The organism is Citrobacter sp. RHBSTW-00986 (genome assembly GCF_013783065.1).
GTDB classification, from domain to species: Bacteria; Pseudomonadota; Gammaproteobacteria; order Enterobacterales; family Enterobacteriaceae; genus Citrobacter; species Citrobacter braakii.
The window spans coordinates 3,993,937-4,019,695 of record NZ_CP056200.1; the positions used below are offsets into that span (position 1 = coordinate 3,993,937).

At 53.8% G+C, this 25,759-nt stretch carries 22 protein-coding genes; 5 read left to right on the forward strand and 17 right to left on the reverse strand.

Annotation, left to right across the window (positions count from 1 at the left end; genetic code table 11):
• Window positions 1-6 precede the first annotated feature (6 nt).
• Window positions 7-1,392 (forward strand): type II secretion system protein GspE, encoded by a 1,386-nt coding sequence (gene gspE / locus HV345_RS19380; protein ID WP_181635944.1) that lies wholly within the window; start codon window positions 7-9, stop codon window positions 1,390-1,392.
• Window positions 1,382-2,584 (forward strand): protein transport protein HofC, encoded by a 1,203-nt coding sequence (hofC, locus tag HV345_RS19385; protein WP_181635945.1) that lies wholly within the window; start codon window positions 1,382-1,384, stop codon window positions 2,582-2,584. The genes gspE and hofC overlap by 11 nt, the downstream gene beginning before the upstream one ends.
• A gap of 55 nt (window positions 2,585-2,639) precedes the next feature.
• Here hofC and HV345_RS19390 read toward each other — a convergent pair whose 3' ends face one another.
• A complete protein-coding gene (locus HV345_RS19390) occupies window positions 2,640-3,683 on the reverse strand; it encodes a GMP reductase (protein ID WP_003829510.1) in 1,044 nt (347 codons plus the stop codon).
• A 225-nt stretch (window positions 3,684-3,908) separates the two neighbouring features.
• Between HV345_RS19390 and coaE the strand changes: the two genes are divergently transcribed.
• From coaE to yacG, 3 genes are read left to right on the forward strand one after another with little or no spacing between them, the layout of a single operon-like run.
• Window positions 3,909-4,529 carry a dephospho-CoA kinase gene (coaE, locus tag HV345_RS19395; RefSeq protein WP_046275369.1) on the forward strand — a complete coding sequence of 207 codons (621 nt, stop codon included), beginning with the start codon at window positions 3,909-3,911 and terminating at the stop codon, window positions 4,527-4,529.
• Window positions 4,529-5,272: a cell division protein ZapD gene (zapD, locus tag HV345_RS19400; protein WP_016151705.1), complete on the forward strand. Its 744-nt coding sequence runs from the start codon at window positions 4,529-4,531 to the stop codon at window positions 5,270-5,272. Before coaE ends, zapD begins: the two co-directional genes overlap by 1 nt.
• Window positions 5,273-5,281: 9 nt before the next feature.
• Window positions 5,282-5,476 carry a DNA gyrase inhibitor YacG gene (gene yacG / locus HV345_RS19405; protein ID WP_016151704.1) on the forward strand — a complete coding sequence of 65 codons (195 nt, stop codon included), beginning with the start codon at window positions 5,282-5,284 and terminating at the stop codon, window positions 5,474-5,476.
• Between the two features lie 88 nt (window positions 5,477-5,564).
• Here yacG and mutT read toward each other — a convergent pair whose 3' ends face one another.
• The 16 genes from mutT to ftsI all read right to left on the reverse strand — a co-directional run bounded on the left by mutT (window position 5,565) and on the right by ftsI (window position 25,757).
• Complete coding sequence (mutT, locus tag HV345_RS19410; protein WP_016155691.1) at window positions 5,565-5,954, reverse strand: 8-oxo-dGTP diphosphatase MutT; 390 nt, start codon at window positions 5,952-5,954, stop codon at window positions 5,565-5,567.
• Window positions 5,955-6,010: 56 nt separating this feature from the next.
• Window positions 6,011-8,716, reverse strand: a complete 2,706-nt coding sequence (gene secA / locus HV345_RS19415) for a preprotein translocase subunit SecA (RefSeq protein ID WP_016151702.1) — start codon at window positions 8,714-8,716, stop codon at window positions 6,011-6,013.
• 60 nt (window positions 8,717-8,776) lie between these two features.
• Window positions 8,777-9,283 carry a secA translation cis-regulator SecM gene (secM, locus tag HV345_RS19420; protein ID WP_094760769.1) on the reverse strand — a complete coding sequence of 169 codons (507 nt, stop codon included), beginning with the start codon at window positions 9,281-9,283 and terminating at the stop codon, window positions 8,777-8,779.
• Between the two features lie 285 nt (window positions 9,284-9,568).
• Window positions 9,569-10,486: a UDP-3-O-acyl-N-acetylglucosamine deacetylase gene (gene lpxC / locus HV345_RS19425; RefSeq protein ID WP_006686706.1), complete on the reverse strand. Its 918-nt coding sequence runs from the start codon at window positions 10,484-10,486 to the stop codon at window positions 9,569-9,571.
• A 100-nt stretch (window positions 10,487-10,586) separates the two neighbouring features.
• On the reverse strand, window positions 10,587-11,738 hold the full coding sequence (ftsZ, locus tag HV345_RS19430; RefSeq protein WP_003018753.1) for a cell division protein FtsZ: 1,152 nt from the start codon (window positions 11,736-11,738) through the stop codon (window positions 10,587-10,589).
• Between the two features lie 186 nt (window positions 11,739-11,924).
• Window positions 11,925-13,187, reverse strand: coding sequence for a cell division protein FtsA (gene ftsA, locus HV345_RS19435; RefSeq protein ID WP_003018755.1), 1,263 nt, complete (start codon window positions 13,185-13,187; stop codon window positions 11,925-11,927).
• Complete coding sequence (ftsQ, locus tag HV345_RS19440; RefSeq protein ID WP_003018758.1) at window positions 13,184-14,017, reverse strand: cell division protein FtsQ; 834 nt, start codon at window positions 14,015-14,017, stop codon at window positions 13,184-13,186. Before ftsQ ends, ftsA begins: the two co-directional genes overlap by 4 nt.
• A 1-nt stretch (window position 14,018) precedes the next feature.
• Window positions 14,019-14,939, reverse strand: coding sequence for a D-alanine--D-alanine ligase (locus HV345_RS19445; RefSeq protein WP_103766831.1), 921 nt, complete (start codon window positions 14,937-14,939; stop codon window positions 14,019-14,021).
• On the reverse strand, window positions 14,932-16,407 hold the full coding sequence (gene murC, locus HV345_RS19450) for a UDP-N-acetylmuramate--L-alanine ligase (protein WP_046275372.1): 1,476 nt from the start codon (window positions 16,405-16,407) through the stop codon (window positions 14,932-14,934). Before murC ends, HV345_RS19445 begins: the two co-directional genes overlap by 8 nt.
• 51 nt (window positions 16,408-16,458) lie before the next feature.
• Entirely contained in the window at window positions 16,459-17,526 is a 1,068-nt protein-coding gene (murG, locus tag HV345_RS19455) for an undecaprenyldiphospho-muramoylpentapeptide beta-N-acetylglucosaminyltransferase (protein ID WP_019078373.1), read from the reverse strand.
• Window positions 17,523-18,767 carry a cell division protein FtsW gene (ftsW, locus tag HV345_RS19460; protein ID WP_181635946.1) on the reverse strand — a complete coding sequence of 415 codons (1,245 nt, stop codon included), beginning with the start codon at window positions 18,765-18,767 and terminating at the stop codon, window positions 17,523-17,525. Before ftsW ends, murG begins: the two co-directional genes overlap by 4 nt.
• Window positions 18,767-20,083 carry a UDP-N-acetylmuramoyl-L-alanine--D-glutamate ligase gene (gene murD / locus HV345_RS19465; protein ID WP_016151695.1) on the reverse strand — a complete coding sequence of 439 codons (1,317 nt, stop codon included), beginning with the start codon at window positions 20,081-20,083 and terminating at the stop codon, window positions 18,767-18,769. The genes ftsW and murD overlap by 1 nt, the downstream gene beginning before the upstream one ends.
• Window positions 20,084-20,085: 2 nt before the next feature.
• Complete coding sequence (gene mraY, locus HV345_RS19470) at window positions 20,086-21,168, reverse strand: phospho-N-acetylmuramoyl-pentapeptide-transferase (protein WP_016151694.1); 1,083 nt, start codon at window positions 21,166-21,168, stop codon at window positions 20,086-20,088.
• The gene (murF, locus tag HV345_RS19475) at window positions 21,162-22,520 is read right to left on the reverse strand and encodes a UDP-N-acetylmuramoyl-tripeptide--D-alanyl-D-alanine ligase (RefSeq protein ID WP_181635947.1); all 1,359 of its coding nucleotides are present in this window, start codon (window positions 22,518-22,520) and stop codon (window positions 21,162-21,164) included. Before murF ends, mraY begins: the two co-directional genes overlap by 7 nt.
• The gene (gene murE / locus HV345_RS19480; protein WP_016151692.1) at window positions 22,517-24,004 is read right to left on the reverse strand and encodes a UDP-N-acetylmuramoyl-L-alanyl-D-glutamate--2,6-diaminopimelate ligase; all 1,488 of its coding nucleotides are present in this window, start codon (window positions 24,002-24,004) and stop codon (window positions 22,517-22,519) included. Before murE ends, murF begins: the two co-directional genes overlap by 4 nt.
• Complete coding sequence (gene ftsI / locus HV345_RS19485) at window positions 23,991-25,757, reverse strand: peptidoglycan glycosyltransferase FtsI (RefSeq protein ID WP_181635948.1); 1,767 nt, start codon at window positions 25,755-25,757, stop codon at window positions 23,991-23,993. The genes murE and ftsI overlap by 14 nt, the downstream gene beginning before the upstream one ends.
• Window positions 25,758-25,759 lie beyond the last annotated feature (2 nt).

Sequence of the window (25,759 nt, forward strand, 5' to 3'; positions counted from 1 at the left end):
AAAGAGATGAATACCACCCAACTTACGGCGCTGTGCCAACGTCATCAGGGAATATTACTGGATGCAGACAATGAAGTGGTGCACATCGCCGTCGTGGACGCTCCGTCCCACGAATTGCTGGACGCACTGCATTTTGCCACCACCCGACGTATCGACATCGTCTGCTGGACGCATCAACAAATGGAAGGCCACACGCATACGCCACAGAAAATGCTCCCGGCAGTGGTCACGAAAAGCAGCGCCAGCGCAGCAGATTTGCTGAATCAGACGTTTCAATCCGCGCTGGTGCAACGGGCTTCTGATATTCATTTTGAACCAGCGGAAAATCACTATCGAATCAGATTACGTGTGGATGGCGTACTGCATGCTTTACCGGACGTCACGACCGAGATGGGTATCGCCATCACTGCCAGACTAAAAGTTTTAGGCAGTCTGGATATTGCCGAGCACCGACTTGCGCAAGACGGCCAATTTACCGTTGAAATTTCAGGAGAGCCGGTCTCGTTTCGCATCGCCACCCTGCCCTGTCGCTTTGGCGAAAAAGTGGTGCTACGGCTACTGCATCAGGTCGATCAAGCGCTGGAAATCACCGCGCTGGGAATGCAGGACGCGCAGCTGGCAGCATTTTCACAAGCGTTGCAGCAGCCTCAGGGGCTGATTCTGGTCACCGGACCGACCGGAAGCGGTAAAACGGTCACGCTGTACAGTGCGCTGCAGACCCGAAACACTCCGGACGTTAACCTCTGTAGCGTGGAAGATCCAGTAGAGATCCCGATCGCAGGTCTTAACCAGACACAAATTCATCCACGTGCCGGTCTCACTTTTCAGGGAGTATTGCGCGCGCTGCTGCGCCAGGATCCCGACATTATCATGGTGGGTGAAATCCGTGATGGCGAAACGGCTGAAATAGCCCTTAAAGCCGCACAAACCGGTCATCTGGTTCTATCAACACTACATACCAATTCCACCACAGAAACACTAATACGCTTGCAGCAAATGGGGGTTGCACGCTGGATGATCGCCTCCGCGCTGACGCTCGTTATTGCGCAGCGGTTGGTGAGAAAATTGTGTCCCCATTGCCGACAACGCCTGGAAACGCCGATCATGCTCCCGGAAGCGATCTGGCCTACGCCACTGCCTCGTTGGCAGGCTCCGGGCTGCCAACATTGCTATCACGGATTTTATGGCCGTACGGCATTGTTTGAAGTTCTCCCCGTTACACCTGCATTGCGCCAGAGCATCGCCAACGGTACGTCCGTAGACGGAGTGGAATCGAATGCTCAGCAACTGGGGATGAGCACGCTTTTCGAAAATGGTTGCAAGGCCGTCGAACAAGGGTTAACAACATTTGAAGAGTTGGTACGCGTACTGGGCATGCCCCATGTCAGCTAAACTGCTTTGGCGCTGGCAGGGTATTAGCAACGAAGGTAATCCACTGGAAGGCGTACTTTGGGCCGATACCCGCCCCTCATTGATGCTTGCTCTCGAGCAACGGCATATCACGCCGCTGCGCATTAATCGTATGCGTGTCAAAGCCTCACACTGGAGCCGTGAAAAAAGCGCTGAAACCATACATCAACTGGCGACGTTGCTGAAAGCAGGGCTAACACTCTCGGCAAGTTTAGCTTTGCTGGCTGAACAGCATCCCAGCAGCCAATGGCAAGCGCTACTGCGCACGCTGGCTCACGATATGGAACAGGGTATTTCTCTCTCCACCTCGCTATCTCAGTGGCAACACGTTTTTCCGCCTCTTTATCAGGCAATGATCCGTACCGGAGAGCTTACGGGTAAGCTGGACGACTGCTGCTTTGAACTCGCCCGCCAGCAGAAGAATCAACAGCAGCTGGCGGATAAAGTTAAAAAAGCCCTACGCTATCCGATTTTCATTATCACGATGGCGGTGATGGTGGTGTTCGCGATGCTGCAGTTTGTACTCCCTGAGTTTGCCGCCATTTACCAGTCGTTTAACACCCCGCTACCGGCACTCACTCAGTGGATTATTGCCATCGCGCATTTTAGCAGCCAATGGGGATGGCTGGCGGGAGCATTCAGCCTGATAGCGGTTGCAGCATATCACCTGATGAAGCAGCAGCCATACTGGCTCACTCTGCGCCAGAAATTGCTGCTCGGCTTCCCGGTCATAGGGCCGATGGTGAGAGGGCAAAAACTCACGCAGATCTTCACTGTTCTGGCGTTAACGCAAAATGCAGGTATTCCTTTTCTGCAAGGTCTTGAGAGCGTCACTGAAACGCTGGCCAACCCTTTCTGGTCACAACGCTTAGCGCAGGTACATCACGACATCAGCGCTGGAAAACCGGTCTGGTTAGCGCTAAAAAATTGCGGTGAATTCAGCCCATTGTGCATACAGTTGGTCAGAACAGGTGAGGCTTCCGGCTCGCTGGATACAATGCTGCGTAATCTCGCCCATCACCACGGCGAGAAAACATTGTCTCAGGCAGAGAATCTGGCTGCACTACTAGAGCCTGCGTTACTGGTCATTACGGGGCTGATAATCGGTACGCTGGTCGTTGCGATGTATTTGCCGATTTTTCATTTAGGAGATGCGATGAGCGGGGTGGGATAAATTCAAATGCCGGATAGCGCACTGCTTATCCGGCATGTCATAGTCCTACCTGTTCTTACAGGCTATTGAAAACGCGGTTTTCTTGTTCCTGTACACGAATAAACGTTGTACGTTTGGTCAGTTCTTTCAGGCGAGATGCACCGACATAGGTACAGGCAGAACGCAGGCCGCCAAGGATATCGCGTGCAGTGTTATCAACCGGGCCACGCAGAGGCAACTTAACTGTTTTACCTTCCGCAGCGCGGTATTGTGCAACACCACCAACGTGACGCGTCATGGCTGATTCAGAGCTCATGCCGTAGAACAGCATAAATTTCTCACCGTTCTCTTCAACAATTTTGCCGCCGCTTTCTTCATGACCGGCCAACATACCGCCGAGCATAACGAAGTCCGCGCCACCGCCGAACGCTTTTGCCACGTCACCCGGCATTGTGCAGCCGCCGTCACTGACAATCATGCCGCCCAGACCGTGAGCTGCATCGGCACATTCAATAACCGCAGAAAGCTGTGGGTAGCCAACGCCGGTTTTTACACGTGTGGTACATACAGAACCCGGGCCAATGCCGACTTTAACAATGTCCGCGCCGGAAAGTACCAGCTCTTCACACATTTCTCCAGTAACCACATTGCCCGCACAAATTGTTTTTGTCGGCCATGCTTCACGCGCTTTCGACACAAACTGAACAAAATGCTCTGAGTAGCCATTTGCCACATCAATGCAGATAAAGTTCAGCGCCGGGTTGAGCGCCAGAATCTGTTTGGTTTTTTCGAAATCTGCGTCAGAGGTGCCGGTTGAAACCATTACGTGTTTGAGCACATCAGCAGAGCTCTCTGCGATGAAAGCAGCCCAGTCTTCAACAGAATAGTGTTTGTGTACCGCAGTCAGGATGTCGAAGGATGCCAGCGCCGTTGCCATGGCAAACGTCCCGACAGTGTCCATGTTTGCGGCAATAATGGGTACACCGGACCAGGTCTGACCTGAGTGCTTAAAGGTAAATTGACGTTCCAGCTCAACATCGGAACGGCTTTTGAGAGTAGAACGCTTAGGGCGGATAAGAACGTCTTTGAAACCTAACTTCAGATCTTCTTCGATACGCATGTGCGGATTCCTGGGGTTAATGGCGAAAAATCGAAACTCACAACTCCAGTGACGCTATCATACGCACTAATCAATGCCGCGCAAGACTGCGAAATTCTCTTTTTTTACGCTACAATCCCATAAATTTACCTGGCGAATAGTAGGTTAATCCTGCAGCAGCCTCGCCGTCGCACGCTTAACTTTTAACTGTTTGATAATCAAACTTAAACTCCAGGATCTGCATCTATGAGGTATACGGTAGCCTTAACCGGTGGCATTGGCAGTGGTAAAAGTACCGTTGCAAATGCGTTCGCTGACCTCGGAATAAACGTCATTGATGCAGATATTATTGCGCGCCAGGTGGTTGAACCCGGTACCCCAGCCCTTAAGGCGATCGAAGAACATTTTGGTACCGAAGTTATAGCTACCGACGGATCGTTGCAGCGACGCATTTTACGCGAACGCATTTTTTCCAGTCCTGAGGAGAAAAGCTGGCTGAATGCCCTGCTCCATCCGCTTATTCAGCAGGAAACGCAGCGCCAGTTTCAGCAAGCAACCTCCCCTTATCTGTTGTGGGTTGTACCTTTGCTGGTGGAAAATTCGCTGTATAAAAAAGCCAACCGCGTACTCGTGGTGGATGTTACTCCCGAGACACAGCTCAGACGCACTATGCAGCGCGATGACGTCACGCGTGAGCATGTTGAACAAATTCTTGCTGCCCAGGCAACGCGCGAAGCGCGTCTGGCCGTGGCAGACGATGTTATTGATAATAATGGCGCACCGGAGGCCATCGCCTCGGATGTCGCCCGCCTGCACGCGCTCTATCTGCAATGCGCGTTGCAGTTTGTCTCACAGGAAAAACCGTAATGCACACCCAGGTCCTTTTTGAACACCCTCTCAATGAGAAGATGCGTACATGGCTGCGCATAGAGTTTTTAATCCAACAGCTCTCCGTTAATGTACCCATAGCGGACCATGCAGGCGCACTGCATTTTTTCCGCAACATCGGGGACTTACTGGATGTCTTTGAACGCGGCGAAGTCCGTACCGAACTCCTCAAAGAGCTGGAAAGACAACAGCGTAAACTCCAGGCCTGGGTTGAAGTTCCCGGCGTCGATCAAAACAGGATCGACGCATTGCGCCAGCAGTTAAAAAGCGCGGGCAGCATTCTTATTTCGGCTCCGCGTATTGGACAGACGCTGCGCGAAGATCGTCTGATTGGCCTTGTACGTCAGCGTTTAAGCATTCCTGGCGGATGCTGCAGCTTCGATCTGCCGACCCTGCATATTTGGTTACATCTACCGCAGTCGCATCGCGACGCGCAGGTTGAAACCTGGCTTGCAAGTCTGAATCCGCTCAATCAGGCACTGTCGCTGGTGCTGGATTTAATTCGCAACTCTGCGCCATTCCGTAAGCAAACCAGCTTGAATGGTTTTTATCAGGACAACGGCGAAGATGCCGATCTGCTTCGCTTGCAGCTGCCGCTTGATTCGCAGCTTTATCCGCAAATTTCTGGTCATAAGAGCCGCTTTGCTATTCGCTTTATGCCGCTGGATAGCGAGAATGGCCAGGTGCCTGAGCGTCTCGATTTTGATCTGGCGTGCTGTTAAGGAGTCAACATGTCTGAACAAACCATCGTCAACTGCCCAACCTGCGGCAAACCCGTAGTGTGGGGTGAAGTCAGCCCGTTTCGCCCATTCTGCAGCAAGCGCTGCCAGTTAATCGATCTGGGTGAGTGGGCCGCAGAAGAGAAACGTATCCCAAGCTCTGGTGATCTGTCGGAAAACGACGACTGGAGTGAAGAGCAGAAGTAATTCAGCTAAAACGTAGGGCGGGCAAGCGTAGCGACCCCGCCCTAATTTGCCGGATGGTGGGGTTGCCTAATCCGGCCTACGAACACCTTTATCCAGCAATCAGCTTTTCAATTACCGGCGCATTCGCAGGCGGAAAATCTTCTGTATTCAGAGCATCTTGCGCAATCCACTGCGCCGGTTGCCCCTCTTTCCCCCACGGTTCGCCTTCCCAGCTTTCAACCAGCCAGAACCACAGAGTGATATGCCGGTCCGGAAACTGGTACTCCAGCTTTTCGAACAGTGAGCTTTGAGTCGGCGTAATGCCTACTTCTTCCTGTAACTCGCGAATCAGCGCCTGCTCCGGCGTTTCGCCCGCTTCAATTTTCCCGCCGGGGAACTCCAGCTTATTTGCCATGTGGGCATCAGCCGCACGCTGGGTAATAAAAATTTCATGGTGCTGGTTGCGAATAATCCCGACGGCGATCTGTAGTATTTTCATCTTTATCGTCCATAAAAAAGGCGCAGAATTCTGCGCCTTTTCAGTAAGTTATTTTCTTAACTCAGGCGGCCATGGCACTGTTTGTACTTTTTGCCGGAACCGCAAGGACACGGATCGTTACGACCCACTTTACGATCGCCAGTTTGTGCTGCCAGCTCTTCTGCCGCGGCAGAATCGTCACCTTTATGGCTCAACTGCTGCATCTGCGCTAAACGTTCAGCGTCTTCACGACGTTGCTGCTCCATCGCTTCTACTTCTTCAGGCATACGTACCTGAACTTTGCTCAGGGTGCTGATCACTTCGTACTTCAGTGATTCCAGCATTGATGCAAACATAGAGAAGGATTCACGCTTGTATTCCTGCTTCGGATCTTTTTGCGCATAACCACGCAGGTGGATACCCTGACGCAGGTAGTCCATCGCCGCAAGGTGCTCTTTCCACAGAGAATCGAGAGTTTGCAGCATCACGCCTTTTTCGAAGTGACGCATCATCTCCGCGCCCACAACTTCTTCTTTACGCTGATAAACTTCGATGGCGTTTGCCAGAATACGTTCGCGCAGCGTTTCCTCATGCAGCTCAGGCTCTTTATCCAGCCACTCTGAAATAGGCATTTCCAGATCGAAGTCGTTTTTCAGACGTTCCTGCAGACCCGGGATATCCCACATTTCTTCCAGAGACTGCGGCGGAATATAGGCATCAATCGTCGCTTTGAAGACATCCTCACGGATGCTATTAATGGTTTCGCTAACGTCAGTTACGTCCAGCAGTTCGTTACGCTGGGTGTAGATTGCGCGACGCTGGTCATTGGCAACGTCATCATATTCCAGCAGTTGCTTACGAATATCGAAGTTGCGGCTTTCTACTTTACGCTGCGCGTTTGCAATCGCTTTAGTCACCCACGGGTGTTCAATCGCTTCACCAGGCTTCATGCCCAGTTTACGCATCATGCCGGACACGCGGTCAGAAGCAAAAATACGCATCAGCGCATCTTCCATCGACAGATAGAAACGAGAAGACCCCGCATCCCCCTGACGACCAGAACGACCACGCAGCTGGTTATCTATACGACGAGATTCGTGACGCTCGGTACCGATAATATGTAAACCGCCTGCAGCTAACACCGCATCATGGCGAACCTGCCACTCGGCTTTGATCTGCGCGATTTGTTCTGGAGTCGGGTCCTCCAGCTCGGCAATTTCCGCCTGCCAGCTACCACCCAGCACGATATCGGTACCACGACCTGCCATGTTTGTCGCGATAGTCACTGCGGACGGATAACCCGCCTGGGCGACGATTGCGGCTTCGTTGGCGTGGAACTTGGCGTTCAGAACGTTGTGTTTGATACCCGCCTTGTTCAGCTCGTTAGAAACCACTTCCGATTTTTCAATAGAGATAGTACCAACCAGCACCGGCTGGCCATTTGCGGTACGCTCTTTAATATCTTCAATGATCGCCTGAATTTTTTCCGCTTCAGTCATGTACACCAGATCCGGTAAATCCTTACGGATCATCGGGCGGTTGGTCGGCACAACAACGGTATCCAGTTTGTAAATGGAGCTGAATTCAAAGGCTTCAGTATCTGCTGTACCGGTCATACCGGCCAGTTTTTCGTACAAACGGAAGTAGTTCTGGAAGGTAATGGATGCCAGCGTCTGGTTCTCGTTTTGGATATCTACGCCTTCTTTGGCTTCAACAGCCTGGTGCAGACCATCGGACCAGCGGCGGCCCTGCATAGTACGACCGGTGTGTTCGTCGACGATGATAACTTCGCCGTCTTTCACGATATAGTCAACGTCGCGGGTAAACAACACGTGCGCGCGCAGTGCAGCAGTCACGTGGTGCATAAGCATAATGTTGCCCGGAGAGTACAGCGACTCGCCCTCATCCATAATGCCTTCGTTAACCAACAGCTCTTCAATCAGTACCAGACCACGTTCGGTCAGGTTGACCTGGCGCGCTTTCTCATCAACAGAGAAGTGGCCTTCCCCCTGGAACGTGTCGGAATCGTCCTTCTCCTGACGAATCAGGTGCGGGATGATTTTATTCACTTTTTTATACATTTCCGAGCTGTCTTCAGCCGGACCGGAAATGATCAGCGGCGTACGCGCTTCATCGATCAGGATGGAGTCGACTTCATCAACCAGCGCATAGTGCAGTTTACGCTGAACGCGCTCTTCCGGGCTAAACGCCATGTTGTCGCGCAGGTAGTCAAAGCCGTATTCGTTGTTAGTACCGTAAGTAATATCGGCATTGTAGGCTTCACGCTTGGCTGGCGCAGGCAGGCCAGACATGTTGATACCCACGGTCATGCCGAGGAATTCAAACAGCGGGCGGTTATTTTCGGCGTCACGCTGAGCCAGGTAGTCGTTCACGGTAACCACGTGTACACCCTTCCCGCTTAAGGCGTTGAGGTAGGCTGGCAGCGTTGCGGTAAGGGTTTTACCTTCACCGGTACGCATTTCCGCGATGCAGCGATCGTTAAGCACCATACCACCCAGCAGCTGTACGTCGAAATGACGCATGCCGAACACACGCTTACTCGCTTCGCGGACCACCGCGAACGCTTCCGGGATCAGGCTTTCAACGCTGGCGCCTTTTTCCAGACGGGCGCGGAATTCAGCGGTCTTCGCTTTCAGTTCATCATCGGAGAGTTTTTCCATCTCCGGTTCCATTGCATTGATGACATTGACCACTTTACGCATACGACGCAGCGTACGCTCGTTACGGCTACCGAATACTTTTGTTAATAATTTGATTAGCATAATAAAATCTCAAACGCCCCGCGGTGCGGAGTCAAAAATTATAAGTTGGAAGGTTCTTTTTTAGCTGAGGCGTTGAGGGCCAGCGCGGATACCCTGCAGCTGGCTGATCCAGACCGGAACGCTAAATGCGGCCTGAGAGGTAAAATGGGCATATGTCACGCGACTCACGGTCGCGGGCGGTCTGCCTTCTTGCGTCAGCATCGCGCTGAGCGTATTCAGTAACGCAAGATGGTGCGCCTGGATTGGCAACGGCTCTTCGGCAACAGGCAGCGCCTGAGGAGCCATGGCAAAAGAAAGATGGCGAATGACCGTACGAATGGCATGCTGATGCCAGTAGTCAACGGTAAAATTCGGGCGGCGATTGGTCGCCTCCAGCAAAGCAAGCTGGCTAAAGTTAACTTTGGCAGATTGATCGTGATTGCTGGCGGTCGCCTTCGCGGGAGTATTAGGTTCAGCAGCATTACCGAGCGCAGGCAGGCCAAAACTAGCCGCGACCATCCCCAACAGGAGATGCGGCCAGAAGTACCGTCTGCCTATCTGTCGCCAACGCGTCAGTATTCCACTCACGTTATTGCCACCTGATATACCCTGCGTTTGGGGTTACAAATGCAAAACCATTTTTTTGCGCATAAATATTACCATTAAAGCGTACGCTCCACAGCAGTAATGACAGCAAGTCGCGGGTAAATATGCTTAAGAAAGCAGCGATCGAACGGTGTTTTAATCTGTCGGTGGGGAAAAAGTCGCTTCAGATAAGGTGGTTTTGCAATCGGAAGATAAAAAAACGACTGGCTCACCTGGCCGGAGAGAGTGCCAGATTTACCAGTCGAATTTATGCGACAGCGTATGTCGTTATGCCAGTACAGTCGAAGGTGCTTTGAACGCCAACGGCAGTTCTGCATCGTCCTGGAAGGTCACATATTCCCAGGCTTCCTGTTTTGCCAGGACTGCCTGCAACAGTTTGTTATTCAGTGCATGACCGGATTTATACGCGGTGAATGCACCAATAATATTGTGACCACACATGAACAAGTCACCAATCGCGTCGAGCATTTTGTGACGAACGAATTCGTCTTCAAAACGCAGGCCGTCTTCGTTCAATACGCGATAATCGTCAACAACGATGGCACAATCGAAGCTGCCGCCCAGGCACAGGCCGCGGGACTGCAGATATTCGATATCACGCATGAAGCCGAAAGTACGCGCGCGGCTGATCTGGCGCATGAACGCATCCGCAGAGAAGTTCATCGCGTAGCGCTGCGTGCTGGAGTCGATCGCCGGATGGTTAAAGTCGATGGTGAAATCCAACGTAAAACCATTATACGGCTTAAACTCAGCCCACTTATCGCCATCTTCGACACGAACGGTCTCTTTGATGCGAACAAATTTTTTGGCGCTGCTCAGTTCTTCAATACCTGCATCAAGCAGCAAGTAAACGAACGGAGCGGCACTGCCATCCATAATCGGGATTTCCGGGGCGTTAACTTCAATAACGATGTTATCGATACCTAAGCCCGCCAGAGCAGCATTAAGGTGCTCTACGGTTGAAATCCGCACATCATGCTCATTGACCAGACACGTACAGAGCATGGTATCACGCACAGATTTGGCATCGGCCGGGAAATCTACCGGAGGATTCAAGTCGGTGCGACGATAGATGACCCCGGTGTTGGCCGGCGCAGGGCGTAATGTCAGGGTGACTTTTTTGCCGGTATGCAAACCGACGCCAGTCGCCTGAACGATACGTTTAAGAGTCCTTTGTTTGATCATCGTATAATCTCGCCAAATTACCTATCCAACCGAAGTGTACTATACATTCGGTGGGCCAGTTTAGCACAAAGAGCCACAATTCCCAAATTCCAGCTAATTCTTAATCAGCTTGCTTACGCAGGAATGCAGGGATATCCAGATAATCCGGCTCTTTCGTGGTTTGCGGCGTATTGTCGTTAACCACTTTCGCTACCGGTTTCTGCTCTTGCGTCAACGGCGCCATACCGTGCTGCTGGTAACGATCCATTACCGGCTGCTGTACCTGTTTGTTGGTCACCAGAGTGATTTCAGGACGCTTGTCCATACCAATTCCAGTCGCAACAACGGTCACGCGCAGTTCGTCGTTCATATCCGGGTCCAGAGAGGTACCGATAACCACGGTCGCGTTATCCGATGCAAAGGCACGAATCGTGTTACCCACGGTTTCGAACTCATCCAGACGCAGGTCGAAGCCCGCAGTAATGTTAACCAGCACGCCGCGTGCGCCGGACAGATCGATATCTTCCAGCAGCGGAGAAGAGATAGCCATTTCAGCCGCTTCTTCTGCACGGTCTTCACCGCTCGCCACGCCAGAACCCATCATCGCGTAGCCCATTTCGGACATCACGGTGCGCACGTCTGCAAAGTCGACGTTCATCAGGCCCGGACGAGTAATCAGTTCAGCGATACCCTGGACTGCGCCTTTCAGCACGTCGTTCGCTGCGCCAAATGCATCCAGCAGGGAGATACCACGGCCCAGTACTTTCAGCAGCTTGTCGTTCGGGATAGTGATCAGAGAGTCCACGTGTTTGGACAGCTCGGTGATACCCTGCTCCGCGAATGCCATACGCTTCTTGCCTTCAAAGTTGAAAGGCTTAGTCACGACAGCAACGGTCAGGATACCTAAATCTTTTGCGACTTCAGCTACCACTGGCGCTGCACCGGTACCGGTACCGCCGCCCATGCCAGCTGCGATAAACACCATGTCTGCGCCGTCAAGCGCTGCGCGCAGAGCTTCGCGATCTTCGTCTGCCGCATTACGACCGACTTCCGGGTTTGCACCCGCGCCCAGACCTTTGGTGATGCCGCTACCAATCTGAATGGTCTGTCCAACCGCCGTTTTACGCAACGCCTGAGCGTCGGTATTCACCGCGAAGAATTCAACACCTTCGATGCGCTCACGCACCATGTGTTCAACGGCATTACCGCCGCCGCCACCGACGCCGATGACTTTAATCACCGCGTCGTTGGTTAGTTCCATAGGTTCAAACATAGTTTCTCTCTCCGTTTTACACTTCATCCTTCAAGCCGCCTCTTTGTTGGCTGCCTTCACTCACTCCCGTGACATAGTAAACTATGCTCCAGGAGATTCGCTCAGTTGCCGCCGCGATGCAACTTGAATGACTTTGTGTAGTGCCTGTCGCCTGAGACCGTTAATTTGCGTCGGTCTCTTTAAAAATTAAAACTCTTTACGTAACCAGCTATTCAGTCGCTTGATCCACGATCCGACCGAGGCAGTTACGCGCTTTTCTACTTCAGCCTCACCACTTAAATGGGATTCTTTCCCGTAGTGCAGCAGCCCCACCGCCGTTGAATAATACGGCTCCTGGGCATAATCCGTCAGACCGGTAATATTCAGCGGTGCGCCAATACGTACTTGTGTATGGAACACGCGCTGTGCGCAGGCCGCAAGACCTTCAATTTGCGCAGCACCGCCGGTTAACACAATCCCCGCCGCCAGATGATGTTTCACACCCTGCTGGCGAAGCTGTTCTTGTAATTGCAAAATTTCTTCGTTGACCAGGTTGAGCAGCTCGGTATAACGCGGCTCAATGACCTCTGCCAGAGTCTGACGTTGCAGGCTACGCGGCGGACGACCACCAACGCTTGGCACTTCAACGCTCTCGTCTTTACCCACGATGGAACCCAGTGCGCAGCCATGACGCACTTTGATGGCTTCAGCATCGCTCGGCGGCGTACCAAAGGCATACGCGATATCGCTGGTCACGACATTCCCTGCATAAGGGATAACTTTAGTGTGGCGCAACGCCCCGCCAGTATAAACGGCGATGTCCATTGTACCACCACCAATATCCACCACGCAGACACCCAGTTCACGTTCATCTTCCGTCAATACGGAATAACTGGCTGCCAACCCGGCAAAAATCAGTTGGTCAACTTTCAGACCACAACGTTCAACGGCTTTGACAATATTCTTCGCCATGTCGTTGTGGCAGGTAATAAGATGGACTTTTGCCTGCATACGCACACCGGAAAGACCGACCGGATTTTTGATACCTTCCTGGTAGTCGATGGCGTATTCCTGCGGGATGACGTGCAGAACACGATGTTCATCGCGAACGCGTACGGATTTTGCCGTATGTACCACGTTTTCCACATCTTCCTGCGTCACTTCCTCTTCGGAAATGGGCACCATACCAATTTCATTCTGACAGCTAATATGTTTACCGGAAAGCGCCAGATACACTGAAGAGATCTGGCAATCTGCCATCAGTTCAGCCTGGTCAATGGCGCGCTGTACGCACTTCACCACTGACTCAAGGTCATTCACCCCGCCTTTATCCATACCTCGCGATGGGCAACTGCCCACGCCAATGATATTGACCATACCGTCGGGCAGAACTTCCCCTACTAAAGCGGCTACCTTCGCGGTGCCAATCTCCAGTCCAACTACCAGTTTTCTGTCCGTCGCCTTGATCATTGTTGTTCTGCCTGTGCCTGATTCTGTTGCTGATTAGATTCCTCAGGAGGCAAGGGAACCCAGCCTACTGCCGCTCCTGAGTCATAACGCAAATCAACGTAGCTAATCCGTTTGCCATCGGTTTGCGCCTGCTGCTGTAAAACCGGGTAGAGTTCCACAAAGCGAGCCAAACGTTTTATCGTATCGCCCCTGCCCAGATTCAGCTTAATATCGTTATTCAGCGTCAACTGCCAGGAACGACGAGCGGTCATTGCCGCTTCCTTCAGGGTGAATCTGTCCTTAGCCAGCACCTGCCCCATATCGCGGAACCCTTGCAGCACTTCACTTGCGCTGCCTTCCGGTCCGTACAACATAGGTAATACCTGCTTATTGGCCCGACCGGTTGGGACACTGAAGGTATTTCCTTCAGCATCCACCATATGTTGGTCATTCCAACGCGCTATTGGCACATATTCAACCAGATGAATCTTCAATTCATCAGGCCATTGCTTTCTGACGCTCGCCTGTTTGATCCAGGGGAGGCGTTCAATCTGACTCTGGATGATGTTCACATCCTGAGTCATAAATGTTCCCGGAGCGCCCAGCGCCAGGATGGACTGACGGATATCATCATTGCGCGTGTAATGCCGTTCACCGGTTAACACCAGTTTTGACAATGGCAGGCGCTGCGCATCTTCCATCCATCCCAACACTACCCAGCCGCTGACAAACACGGTGCACAGCACTGTCAGCAGGAACAGTATTCCTGCAAGACGCGTTCCATTATTGCGGCGTGAGGAGTTTACTTCTTCTTCATCACCGTTTCGCGTGTTCAGCGCAGCCTGCGACATATCAGTCCGCCAACTCCAGAATTCTTACCACCAACTGCGAGAAGCTCAGGCCCGCCTGACGCGCCGCCATCGGCACCAGGCTGTGGCTGGTCATACCCGGAGAGGTATTCGCTTCCAGCAGATAAAACTGGCCATCGCTGTCCAGCATGACGTCAATGCGACCCCAACCTTTACAGCCCAATGCAGTCCACGCTTTCAGGACTAATTCCTGTAAAAGGGCCTCTTGTTCGACTTCCAGACCAGCAGGGCAGAAATATTGTGTCTCATCAGAGAGATACTTCGCCTCATAATCATAGAAGGTTCCCGCGGGTTGGATACGTATTGACGGTAAAATTTCTTCGCCAAGTATCGCAACTGTAAATTCCGGGCCACTGAGCCATTTTTCAATCAGTACTTCTTCATCATGCTGAAAAGCCAATGCTAATGCACCCTGCAAAGCATTTTCTTCTTCAACTTTTGACATCCCTACGCTGGAACCTTCACGGCTTGGCTTTACAATCAGCGGCAAGCCTAACGCAGAAATTTTTGTAACTGCTTCATCGCTAAGACCTTTTTCGAACTCAGCGCGGGTCAGCGCAACCCATGGGGCGACGGGTAAACCTGCGCCCTGCCACAGCAGCTTGCTGCGCAGTTTGTCCATGGAAATCGCGGAAGCCATGACGCCGCTGCCGGTATACGGCAGGCCAATCAGCTCCAGCATGCCCTGCAATGTGCCATCTTCACCGCCACGACCATGCAGCGCAATAAACACCTTCTGAAACCCCATAGATTTCAGAAGAGTGACATCGACCTCTTTAGGGTCAACCGGATGGGCATCTACACCACCTTCGCGTAACCCTGCCAATACGGCCGCGCCTGAATTCAGCGATACTTCACGTTCAGCGGAGGTTCCCCCTAACAGGACCGCGATTTTATCAGCCATGTTGTTCTTCCTCCGGGTTTTGCGGCTTCAGTTTGATTTCAGCTAAGGAACGCGCGATTTTGCCGATATTTCCAGCGCCCTGCACCAAAATCAGATCGTTGCCGGTTAATACGGGTGCCAGCATTTCTGCCACCTGGGCCGGATCGGATACCAGAATCGGATCGATCTTACCGCGGCCACGAATCGTACGGCACAACGAGCGGCTGTCGGCCCCCGGAATCGCGGCTTCGCCCGCGGCATACACATCCAGCATCAACAGCGCATCGACCTGGGTCAGCACGTTGGCAAAGTCGTCGTACAGATCGCGAGTACGCGTAAACCGGTGCGGCTGGAACAGCATCACCAGGTTTTTGTCCGGCCAACCCGCGCGCGCGGCTTTAATCGTAGCGTCCACTTCCGTTGGGTGGTGGCCATAATCATCAACCAGCATCGCGGTCCCGGCTTTACCGTTCACCGGCTCAAGCGGGAATTCGCCGAGGAAGTCAAAACGACGTCCGGTACCCTGGAAACTTTCCAGCGCGCGCAGAATAGCGTCGTCTTCAATACCTTCTTCCGTCGCGACCGCCACTGCCGCCGCCGCGTTCAGTGCATTGTGACGACCCGGCGCGTTTAACGTAACACGTAAATCGGCTATCCCCTGACGCACCAGCGTGAAGTGTCCTTGTGGGCCAATCTGCTGGTAATCTTCAACGCGCACATCGGCATCATCACTGAAACCATAGGTTGTGGTTTGACGGCCAACTCGCGGTAACAGTTCGCGGATAACCGGATCGTCAACGCACATCACCGCACGACCATAAAACGGCAAGTTATGCAGGAAATTAATAAACGTCTGCTTTAAATTTTCGAAGTCGCCATGGTAGGTATCCATATGATCAGCTTCGATATTGGTGACAATCGCCACCATTGGCTGCAAATGCAGGAACGACGCGTCGCTCTCGTCTGCTTCGGCAATCAAATAACGGCTATGACCCAGGCGCGCATGCACGCCTGCGGCCTTCACCAGACCGCCGTTGACAAAAGTGGGATCCAGACCCGCTTCCGCGTAGATGCTGGAGACCATTGCCGTGGTCGTGGTTTTACCGTGCGTCCCGGCAATAGCAATACCGTGACGAAAACGCATTAACTCCGCCAGCATTTCAGCACGACGAATCACCGGAATACGTGCTTCATGCGCTGCAACAATTTCCGGGTTATCCGCAGAAATAGCGCTGGATACCACCACCACGCTCGCATCGCGCACGTTTTCCGGGCGATGGTTGAAGAAAATCGTGGCACCCAGATTCGTCAACTGCTGCGTCACAGGATTCGGCGCTAAGTCAGAACCGCTGATCTGATAACCTTCATTGGCCAAAACTTCGGCAATACCGCCCATACCAGCACCACCGATGCCGACAAAGTGAATGTGCCGAACGCGACGCATTTCGGGCACGATAGAACGCAGTTTTGCCAGTTGTTGTGTATTCATTCTTTAGCCATTAACTTCTTAGTTCATGCGATGCAAAAGGCATCACCACAATTACGCCCGGGCAGCCCGGCTCACTTCATTTGCAACGCGCTCTGTGGCATCCGGTATGGATGCGGCGCGCGCACGTTCTGCCATGGTTAATAACGTTTCTCGCGACCACCCGGCAAGGGTGCTGGCGACGGCATCCACAGTAAACTGCGGCTGCTCCAGAATTTTGGCGGCGCCCGCTTTCTCCAGCGGCAGCGCATTCCAATACTGCTGTCTGTCTTTGTGCTGGAACGGCACAAACAGCGCAGGCAAACCTGCGGCGGCAATTTCGCTCACCGTCAGCGCGCCTGAGCGACAAACCACGACATCAGCCCACGCGTAGGCCGCTGCCATATCATCAATAAACTCAGTGACCTTGTGCTGCGGTTGTCCCGCGTCGGCATACGCCTGTTCAACGGTCTGCTGCGCGCCTTTGCCGCTCTGATGCCAGATAGTCACCGCGCCGCCAAGCTTTGCGGCAACCTGCGGCATCGTCTGGTTCAGTACGCGTGCGCCCTGAGATCCCCCGACGACCAATACACGAACCGGACCTTCACGCCCGGCCAGACGCACTTTTGGCAACGGCAGCGCCAGCACGTCAGTGCGCACCGGGTTACCTACCACTTCCGCATTCGGGAAAGCACCAGGAAAAGCCTGCATCACCGTAGTGGCAATCTTCGCCAGCCATTTGTTAGTTAATCCCGCAATGCCGTTCTGCTCATGCAGTACAACCGGAATACCTAATGACCAGGCCGCCAGACCGCCAGGGCCAGACACGTAGCCGCCCATACCCAGCACCACATCGGGTTTAAACTGCTTCATGATGGCGCGCGCCTGACGCCAGGCATTAAAAATACGCACAGGTGCGGCAAGCAGCGCATTGACGCCTTTACCACGCAAACCGGAGATACGAATAAAGTCAATTTCAATGCCGTGTTTCGGCACTAAGTCCGCTTCCATACGATCGGCGGTGCCCAGCCAACGAACCTGCCAGCCTTGGGCCATTAAATGGTGCGCGACCGCCAGCCCCGGGAATACATGCCCGCCGGTACCGCCTGCCATCACCATTAACCGCTTCGGTTGACCACTCATCGTGCACCTCGTGTAAACGCCTGGGCTTTTTCCAGACGCGTTTCATAATCAATACGTAACAAAAACATGATGGCCGTCGACATAATCAACAAACTTGAACCACCATAACTGATCAGCGGCAGCGTCAGACCTTTGGTTGGCAGCATACCCGCCGCCGCACCGACGTTTACCAGTGCCTGGAAGCTAAACCAGATTCCGATAGAGCAGGCTAAAAAGCCTGAAAAACGGTGGTCAATTTCCAACGCCTTACGGCCAATCGACATCGCGCGAAAAGCGACGAAGAATACCATTAAAAGTGCCAATACCACACCGATATAACCCAGCTCTTCCCCAATGATGGCGAAGATGAAGTCGGTGTGCGCTTCTGGTAAATACTCCAGTTTTTGGACTGAATTACCTAAGCCCTGCCCCCAAACCTCACCGCGACCAAATGCCATCAGGGATTGCGTCAGCTGGTAGCCACTGCCGAACGGATCTTCCCATGGGTTCCAGAAGGAGGTTACGCGGCGAATACGATACGGTTCGGCAAGGATCAGCAGCACGACCGCTGAAATCCCCATGCCGATAATGGCAATGAACTGCCACAGTTTCGCTCCGGCGAGAAACAGCATCGCCAGGGTAGTGACAAACAGCACTACCACCGTACCAAGGTCAGGCTGTGCCAGCAGTAAAATAGCCAGCACCAGGATCACGCCCATCGGTTTTAAGAAACCGCGCAGGTTGTTACGCACTTCATCAACTTTACGCACCAGGTAGTTGGCGAGGTAACAGAACAGCGACAGCTTGGTAAATTCCGCAGGCTGAATACGCAGCGGCCCCAGCGCAATCCAGCGCGACGCCCCGTTAACGGAGCTACCCACCACCAGCACAATCAGCAGCATGATGATCGAGGCTATCAGCATCGTCGTACTGTACTTTTGCCAGAACTCCATCGGCAGACGCAGCGTCACCATCGCCAGGCAGAAGGCGAGGAAGATGTACAGTGCATCACGCTTAGCAAACAGGAAAGGATCGCCCGCCAGGCGTTGCCCTACGGGCATCGATGCCGATGTCACCATCACAAAACCGATCGCTGCCAGACCAAAGGTCAACCACAGCAGCATGCGGTCATACATGATCAGGCTGTCCGCGTCTTTATCACGCGAAGCCATCACCCAGCCTTTAAGTGCCGCGAAGACCCACGCCAGGATACTCAGTCCCGGTAAGCGCGGCATTCTCAGACGAGGGAGAGATAAGCGCATCAACCCAACTCCTTCGCCAGGCGGGTAAAGACGTCACCGCGTTGCTCAAAGTTCTTGAACTGGTCGAGGCTGGCGCAGGCGGGCGACAGTAGCACCATATCGCCCGACTTCACGCGCGGTGCGAGCAGACGCATTGCCTGCTCCATGGTTTCAGTTTGTTCCGTAACGTCAGGTCGCAGAGCGGCAAGCTGCGCGCCATCGCGACCAAAGCAGTACAGACGAATGTTATCGCCGGTCAGATATCGTTGCAGCGGCGTAAAGTCAGCGGATTTCCCGTCGCCACCCAGCAGCAGGTGCAACGTACCGTCCACGTGCAGGCCATTCAGCGCGGCTTCAGTGCTGCCGACGTTGGTGGCTTTAGAATCGTTAATCCAGCGCACGCCGTTGTGCTCAAGCACAGTCTGGAAACGGTGCGCCAGACCGGTAAACGTGGTCAGTGCTTTAAGGCTCGACGCCCGCGGCAGACCCGCAGCATCCGCCAGCGCCAGCGCAGCCAGGGCGTTGGTATAGTTATGCTGACCGGAAAGCGTCATCTCTTTCACGTTAAGAACTTTTTCACCCTTCACTCGCAGCCAGGTTTCGCCCTGCTGACGGTTCAGGTGATAGTCACCCATGTTGATGCCAAAGCTCACGCAACGCTCATCCGCCCCGCGGACCGGCATGGTCAGCGCATCATCAGCGTTGACCACACACACTTTCGCGTTTTCATAGACGCGCAGTTTGGCTGCACGGTACTGCTGCAAGCCAAACGGATATCTGTCCATATGGTCTTCAGTGACGTTCAAAATGGTAGCGGCTACGGCTTGTAAGCTGGAGGTCGTTTCCAGTTGGAAGCTCGACAATTCCAGAACATACAGCTCACGTTCGTCATCCAGCAGCATCAGCGCGGGCAGGCCAATATTACCGCCAACCCCCACGTTCACACCGGCCGCTTTCGCCATCTCACCTACCAGCGTAGTGACTGTACTTTTCCCGTTGGAACCGGTGATTGCGACGATCGGTGCCTGTGCTTCGCGACAGAACAGCTCAATGTCGCCGACAATTTCAATTCCCGCATCGGCGGCGGCGCTCAACGAAGGATGCGCCAGGGCAATACCAGGGCTGGCGACAATAAGATCAGCGGCCAGCAGCCAGTCATCATTCAGACTGCCAACATGACGCTCAACCGCTTCCGGTAATTTGTCCAGGCCCGGCGGCGTCGCGCGGGTATCCATTACGCGCGGCGTCACGCCACGCGCCAGGAAGAAATCCACGCAGGACAGCCCGGTCAAACCCAGACCGATAATGACGACTTTTTTACCCTGGTAATCAGCCATGATTAACGTACCTTCAGCGTTGCCAGGCCAATCAGCACCAGCATCAGCGAAATAATCCAGAAGCGCACAATTACGCGCGGTTCCGGCCAGCCTTTCAGTTCATAGTGATGGTGGATCGGCGCCATACGGAAGATGCGCTGTCCGCGCAGCTTAAAGGAGCCAACCTGCAAAATGACCGACAGTGTTTCTACGACGAATACACCGCCCATGATCACCAGCAGGAACTCCTGACGCAGCAGCACGGCAATAATGCCCAGCGCGCCGCCCAGCGCCAGCGATCCGACGTCGCCCATAAAGACCTGCGCCGGATAGGTGTTAAACCACAAGAAGCCTAACCCCGCACCGACAATTGCCGTACAAACGATCACCAATTCGCCGGCATGACGTAAATAGGGAATATGTAGATAGTTGGCGAAGTTCATGTTACCGGTCGCCCACGCTACCAACGCAAAACCTGCGGCCACAAAGACGGTCGGCATAATCGCCAGACCATCCAGACCATCGGTGAGGTTGACCGCGTTGCCAGTACCCACAATCACGAAGTACGCCAGCAGCACGTAGAACAGCCCCAACTGGGGCATCACGTCTTTAAAGAACGGCACCACCAGCTCAGTGGCCGGGGTATCTTTACCAGCCAGATACAGGGCAAAGGCCACGCCCAGCGCAATCACCGACATCCAGAAGTATTTCCAGCGCGCGATCAGGCCCTTGGTGTCTTTGCGTACCACTTTGCGGTAGTCATCGACAAAACCGATAATGCCGTAACCGACCAATACCACCAGCACGCACCATACGTACGGGTTCGACGGGTATGCCCACAGCAGTACGGAGATAACAATCGCGGTGAGGATCATAATCCCGCCCATCGTCGGCGTACCGCGTTTACTGAAGTGTGATTCCGGACCGTCGTTACGCACGACCTGTCCAAAGGACATTTTTTGCAAGCGGGCGATCATGCGCGGGCCCATCCACAAAGAGATGAACAGCGCGGTCAGCAGGCTGACGATGGCGCGAAACGTCAGATAGGAAAAGACGTTAAAGCCGGAATAATATTTGACCAAATGTTCGGCCAGCCAAACTAACATGTCCCATTCTCCTGTAATGCGCGTACTACCTCTTCCATGGCGGCACTACGTGAACCCTTCACTAAAATCGTCATAATCTGATGTTCTGCAATCAGCGCCTTAAGATGCGCGGTCAACGCGGTTTTATCCGCAAAATGCTCACCCACACCGCTGGCATGGCTAATTGCCTGACTCAGTTTCCCTGTACTCAGCACACGGTCGATAACTGCAGCCTTCGCAGCTTCACCCACCTGTACGTGGCATGCTTCGCTTTCCGCGCCAAGCTCTGCCATATCGCCAACGACCAGCACGCGGTAGCCCGGCATTTCGGACAGCACGTTTACCGCTGCGGTCATTGACCCGACATTTGCGTTATAGGAGTCATCCAGCAGTAGCTGATTTTCTGCCAGTTGAATCGGGAACAGACGCCCCGGTACCGCTTGCAGCTCCTTCAGACCCGCTTTAATCGCTTCGTGCGTCGCGCCTACCGCCATAGAGAGCGCAGCCGCCGCCAGGGCGTTAGCAATGTTGTGACGACCCGGCAGCGGCAGCAGAACATCAATGCTTCCGGTTGGCGTTTGCAGAGAAAACTCTGTGCCGTGTGAAGTCACATGAACATTGGCCGCCGAAAAGTCGCTGTTGGCCGCATTCGGGGAGAAGCGCCAGACTTTGCGATCGCCGATAATGCTCTGCCAGTTCAGCCAGTCGTTATTGTCGGCATTCATAATGGCGATTCCGTTCGCTGGCAGGCCGGTAAAAATCTCACCTTTTGCCTTCGCAACGCCCGCCAGTGAACCAAAGCCTTCCAGATGCGCGGCTGCCAGGTTGTTCACCAGCGCAGCTTCCGGACGCGTCAGGCCAACAGTCCAGGCGATTTCGCCCTGATGATTAGCGCCAAGCTCAATCACGGCATAGTCGTAATCGTTGTTTAAGCGCAACAGCGTCATCGGTACGCCGATGTCGTTATTCAGGTTGCCCGCGGTATATAAGGTGTTGCCACACTGACTCAGAATGGATGCGGTCATCTCCTTGACGGACGTTTTACCGGAAGAGCCGGTCAGCGCGACAACGCGCGCCGGAACCTGGGCGCGTACCCATGCCGCCAGTTCACCAAACGCCAGACGTGTATCTTTAACAATCAGCTGCGGCAGGTTGGTGTCCAACGGACGGCTGACCAGCAGCGCACCCGCCCCGCTCTCTTGCGCCTTGTCTGCGAAATCGTGGGCATCAAAGCGTTCGCCTTTCAGCGCGACAAACAGGCAACCCGGCGTAACTTTACGCGTATCAGTTGTCACCGCATCAAGAGTCAGATCGGCTCCTTTCAGTTCGCCACGGAGGATCTCCGCCAGTTGGCTGAGCGTTACGCTAATCATGCGATTACTCCCAGCAGACGCGCTGCCGTGACGCGGTCAGAATAGTCGAGGCGTTGCGAGCCAACGATCTGGTAGTCTTCGTGACCTTTCCCGGCCACCAGCACCACGTCGTTTTCTTTCGCCTGCATAATGGCGTTTGTCACAGCCTCTGCACGACCTTCCATCACTTTCGCCTGTCCGGCATCCAGCATACCCGCCAGAATGTCGTTGATAATGGCGCGCGGCTCTTCGGTACGCGGGTTGTCATCGGTCACCACGACAACATCAGCAAACTGCTCGGCAATCGCGCCCATCAACGGACGTTTGCCTTTGTCGCGATCGCCGCCGCAGCCAAAGACGCACCACAGTTTGCCAGTACAGTGCAGACGTGCCGCCTGCAGCGCTTTTTCCAGCGCATCTGGCGTATGGGCATAATCAACCACAACGGTGGTTTTACCCGGCGCGCTGAACACTTCCATGCGCCCACAAACTGGCTGTAATTGTGTCGCCGTTTTCAGTAAATCAGCTAACGGATATCCCAACGCCAGCAGCGTTGCCAGCGCCAACAGCAGATTGCTGACGTTAAACGCGCCCATCAGGCGACTTTCAATTTCGCCGTCACCCCATGAGGAGGTAAAACGAATCGTTGCCCCGCTGTCGTGATAATTCACGTCAATCGCCTTTAACCAACGACCGTGACAGTTCGGGTTGATGTGGTCTTCCATCGATACGGCAACCGCATCCGGAAGTTTGGCCAACCAGCGACGACCGACTTCATCATCCGCATTAACGATGGCCTGGCCGCAATGGTGCGTGGAATACAGCAGCCATTTCGCGGCTTCGTAATGTTCCATGTCGCCGTGGTAATCAAGATGGTCACGGCTTAAGTTAGTAAATACTGATGCGGCAAACTTCAGCGCCGCCACGCGATGCTGAACCAGACCGTGTGAAGACACTTCCATCGCGCCAACCGTTGCGCCTTGTGCAACCAGCCCTGCCAGCACATGCTGGACATCTACGGCTGAACCGGTGGTATTTTCCGTCGGGATCACTTTGCCCAGCAGGCCATTGCCGACTGTTCCCATCACCGCGCTGGTTTCACCAAGCAGTTGGCTCCACTGTGCCAGCAATTGGGTGGTGGTGGTTTTACCATTGGTCCCGGTCACGCCGACCAGTCGCATTTTTTCAGAAGGCTCGTGGTAAAAGCGGCCCGCCAGTGCAGATAAACGTTCGTTAAGCTGACTGAGATAGATAACTGGAACGCCGTGCATTTCACGGATTTCACCGTCAGTAGCTTCATCTTTTGCTTCTGCAATAATGGCAGCCACACCTTGCGCTATCGCCTGCGGGATATACCGACGCCCGTCCGCCTGATGACCCAATACTGCGACAAAGAGATCGCCCGATGCAGCCATACGGCTGTCGAGCGTCATCTCCCGCAGTGCTCGCTCCGGTGCACCCGGCACCCATGGAGCAAGAAGGTCGCGCAAATTACGATCTGCCACCTGTTGCCTCGCCTTGATTATTCACAAATTCATTTTTATCGCCCGTTGTCAGCGCATCCGGCTCGATGTTCATGGTGCGCAGTACGCCGCCCATGATGGCACCAAAGACCGGCGCGGAAACGGCGCCACCGTAGTATTTACCCGCCTGCGGATCGTTGATAACAACAACCAGCGCGAAGCGCGGCTGACTCGCAGGCGCAACGCCTGCGGTATAAGCAATGTATTTGTTGATGTAGCGGCCATCCGGCCCTACTTTCTTCGCCGTACCGGTTTTAATGGCGATACGATAGCCTTTAATCGCCGCCTTCACGCCGCCGCCGCCGGGCAGCGCCACGCTTTCCATCATGTGCACTACGGTACGCACGGTTGATTCCGGGAAGATACGCTCGCCCGGAACAGGAGGGTCAACTTTGGTGATCGACAGTGGCCGATAAACGCCATAGCTGCCGATCGTTGCATAGACTCGCGCTAACTGTAACGGCGTTACCATTAGCCCATAGCCGAAAGAGAAGGTGGCCCTCTCTATGTCAGACCACCGTTGTTTTTGAGGATATAAGCCACTGCGTTCTCCGACCAACCCCAAATTGGTCGCTTTTCCCAGCCCAAAACGTGAGTAAGTGTCTACTAACGCTGAGGACGGCATCGCTAACGCCAGCTTGGAAACACCGACGTTACTCGACTTCTGCAAAACCCCGGTGAGGGTCAATTCGCTATAACGCGCCACGTCTTTGATTTCATGGCCATTAATTCGGTAAGGGATAGTGTTAAGTACGGTATTTTCGCGAACCACGCCACGCTGCAGCGCCGTCATCACCACCATCGGTTTGACGGTGGAACCCGGTTCAAACACGTCGGTAATCGTACGGTTACGCATCGCATCCTTCGGCGTACCGGTGAGATTGTTCGGGTTGTAGGACGGGCTGTTGGCCATCGCCAGCACTTCACCGGTGTTCACATCCACCAGTACCGCACTGCCTGACTCCGCCTTGTTAAACGCCACGGCGTTATTCAGTTCACGGTAGACCAGCGCCTGTAAACGCTCATCGATACTTAGCGCAAGGTTATGCGCCGCCTGGCTGTCGGTAGAGGAAATATCCTCAATGACGCGGCCATAACGGTCTTTACGTACAATACGTTCGCCCGGTTGCCCGGTGAGCCATTTGTCGAAGCTTTTCTCAACGCCTTCAATCCCCTGGCTGTCGACGTTAGTAAAGCCGATAAGGTGAGCGGTCACTTCTCCGGAAGGATAGTAACGGCGGGATTCTTCGCGCAGGTGAATGCCTGGCAGCTTCAGTTTTTTGATGTAGTCAGCCACTTCAGGGTTTACCTGACGCGCCAGATAGATAAAGCGCCCTTTCGGGTTGGCGTTAATGCGGGAAGCCAGTTGATCGAGCGGGAGATTCAGCGCGGTCGACAGCGCTCTCCAGCGTTCACCAACGCTTACGCCGCCTGCGTCATGCACCTCTTTGGGGTCGGCCCAAATCGCCTTAACCGGAACGCTCACCGCCAGCGGACGACCTGAACGGTCGGTAATCATCCCGCGCGATGTGGACACTTCCTGTACGCGCAGAGAGCGCATGTCGCCCTGACGCACCAGCATGTCTGGCGCGATGATTTGCAGCCAGGCAACGCGCCCCAGCAGAAAACCCAGTGCCAGCAAAATACAGCCGCACAGTAACGCAAAACGCCAACTGATAAAGTTGGCTTGTTCTTCCTGGCGTTTTGGCTTGTGCGTTTTTGCCGCTGCTTTCATGC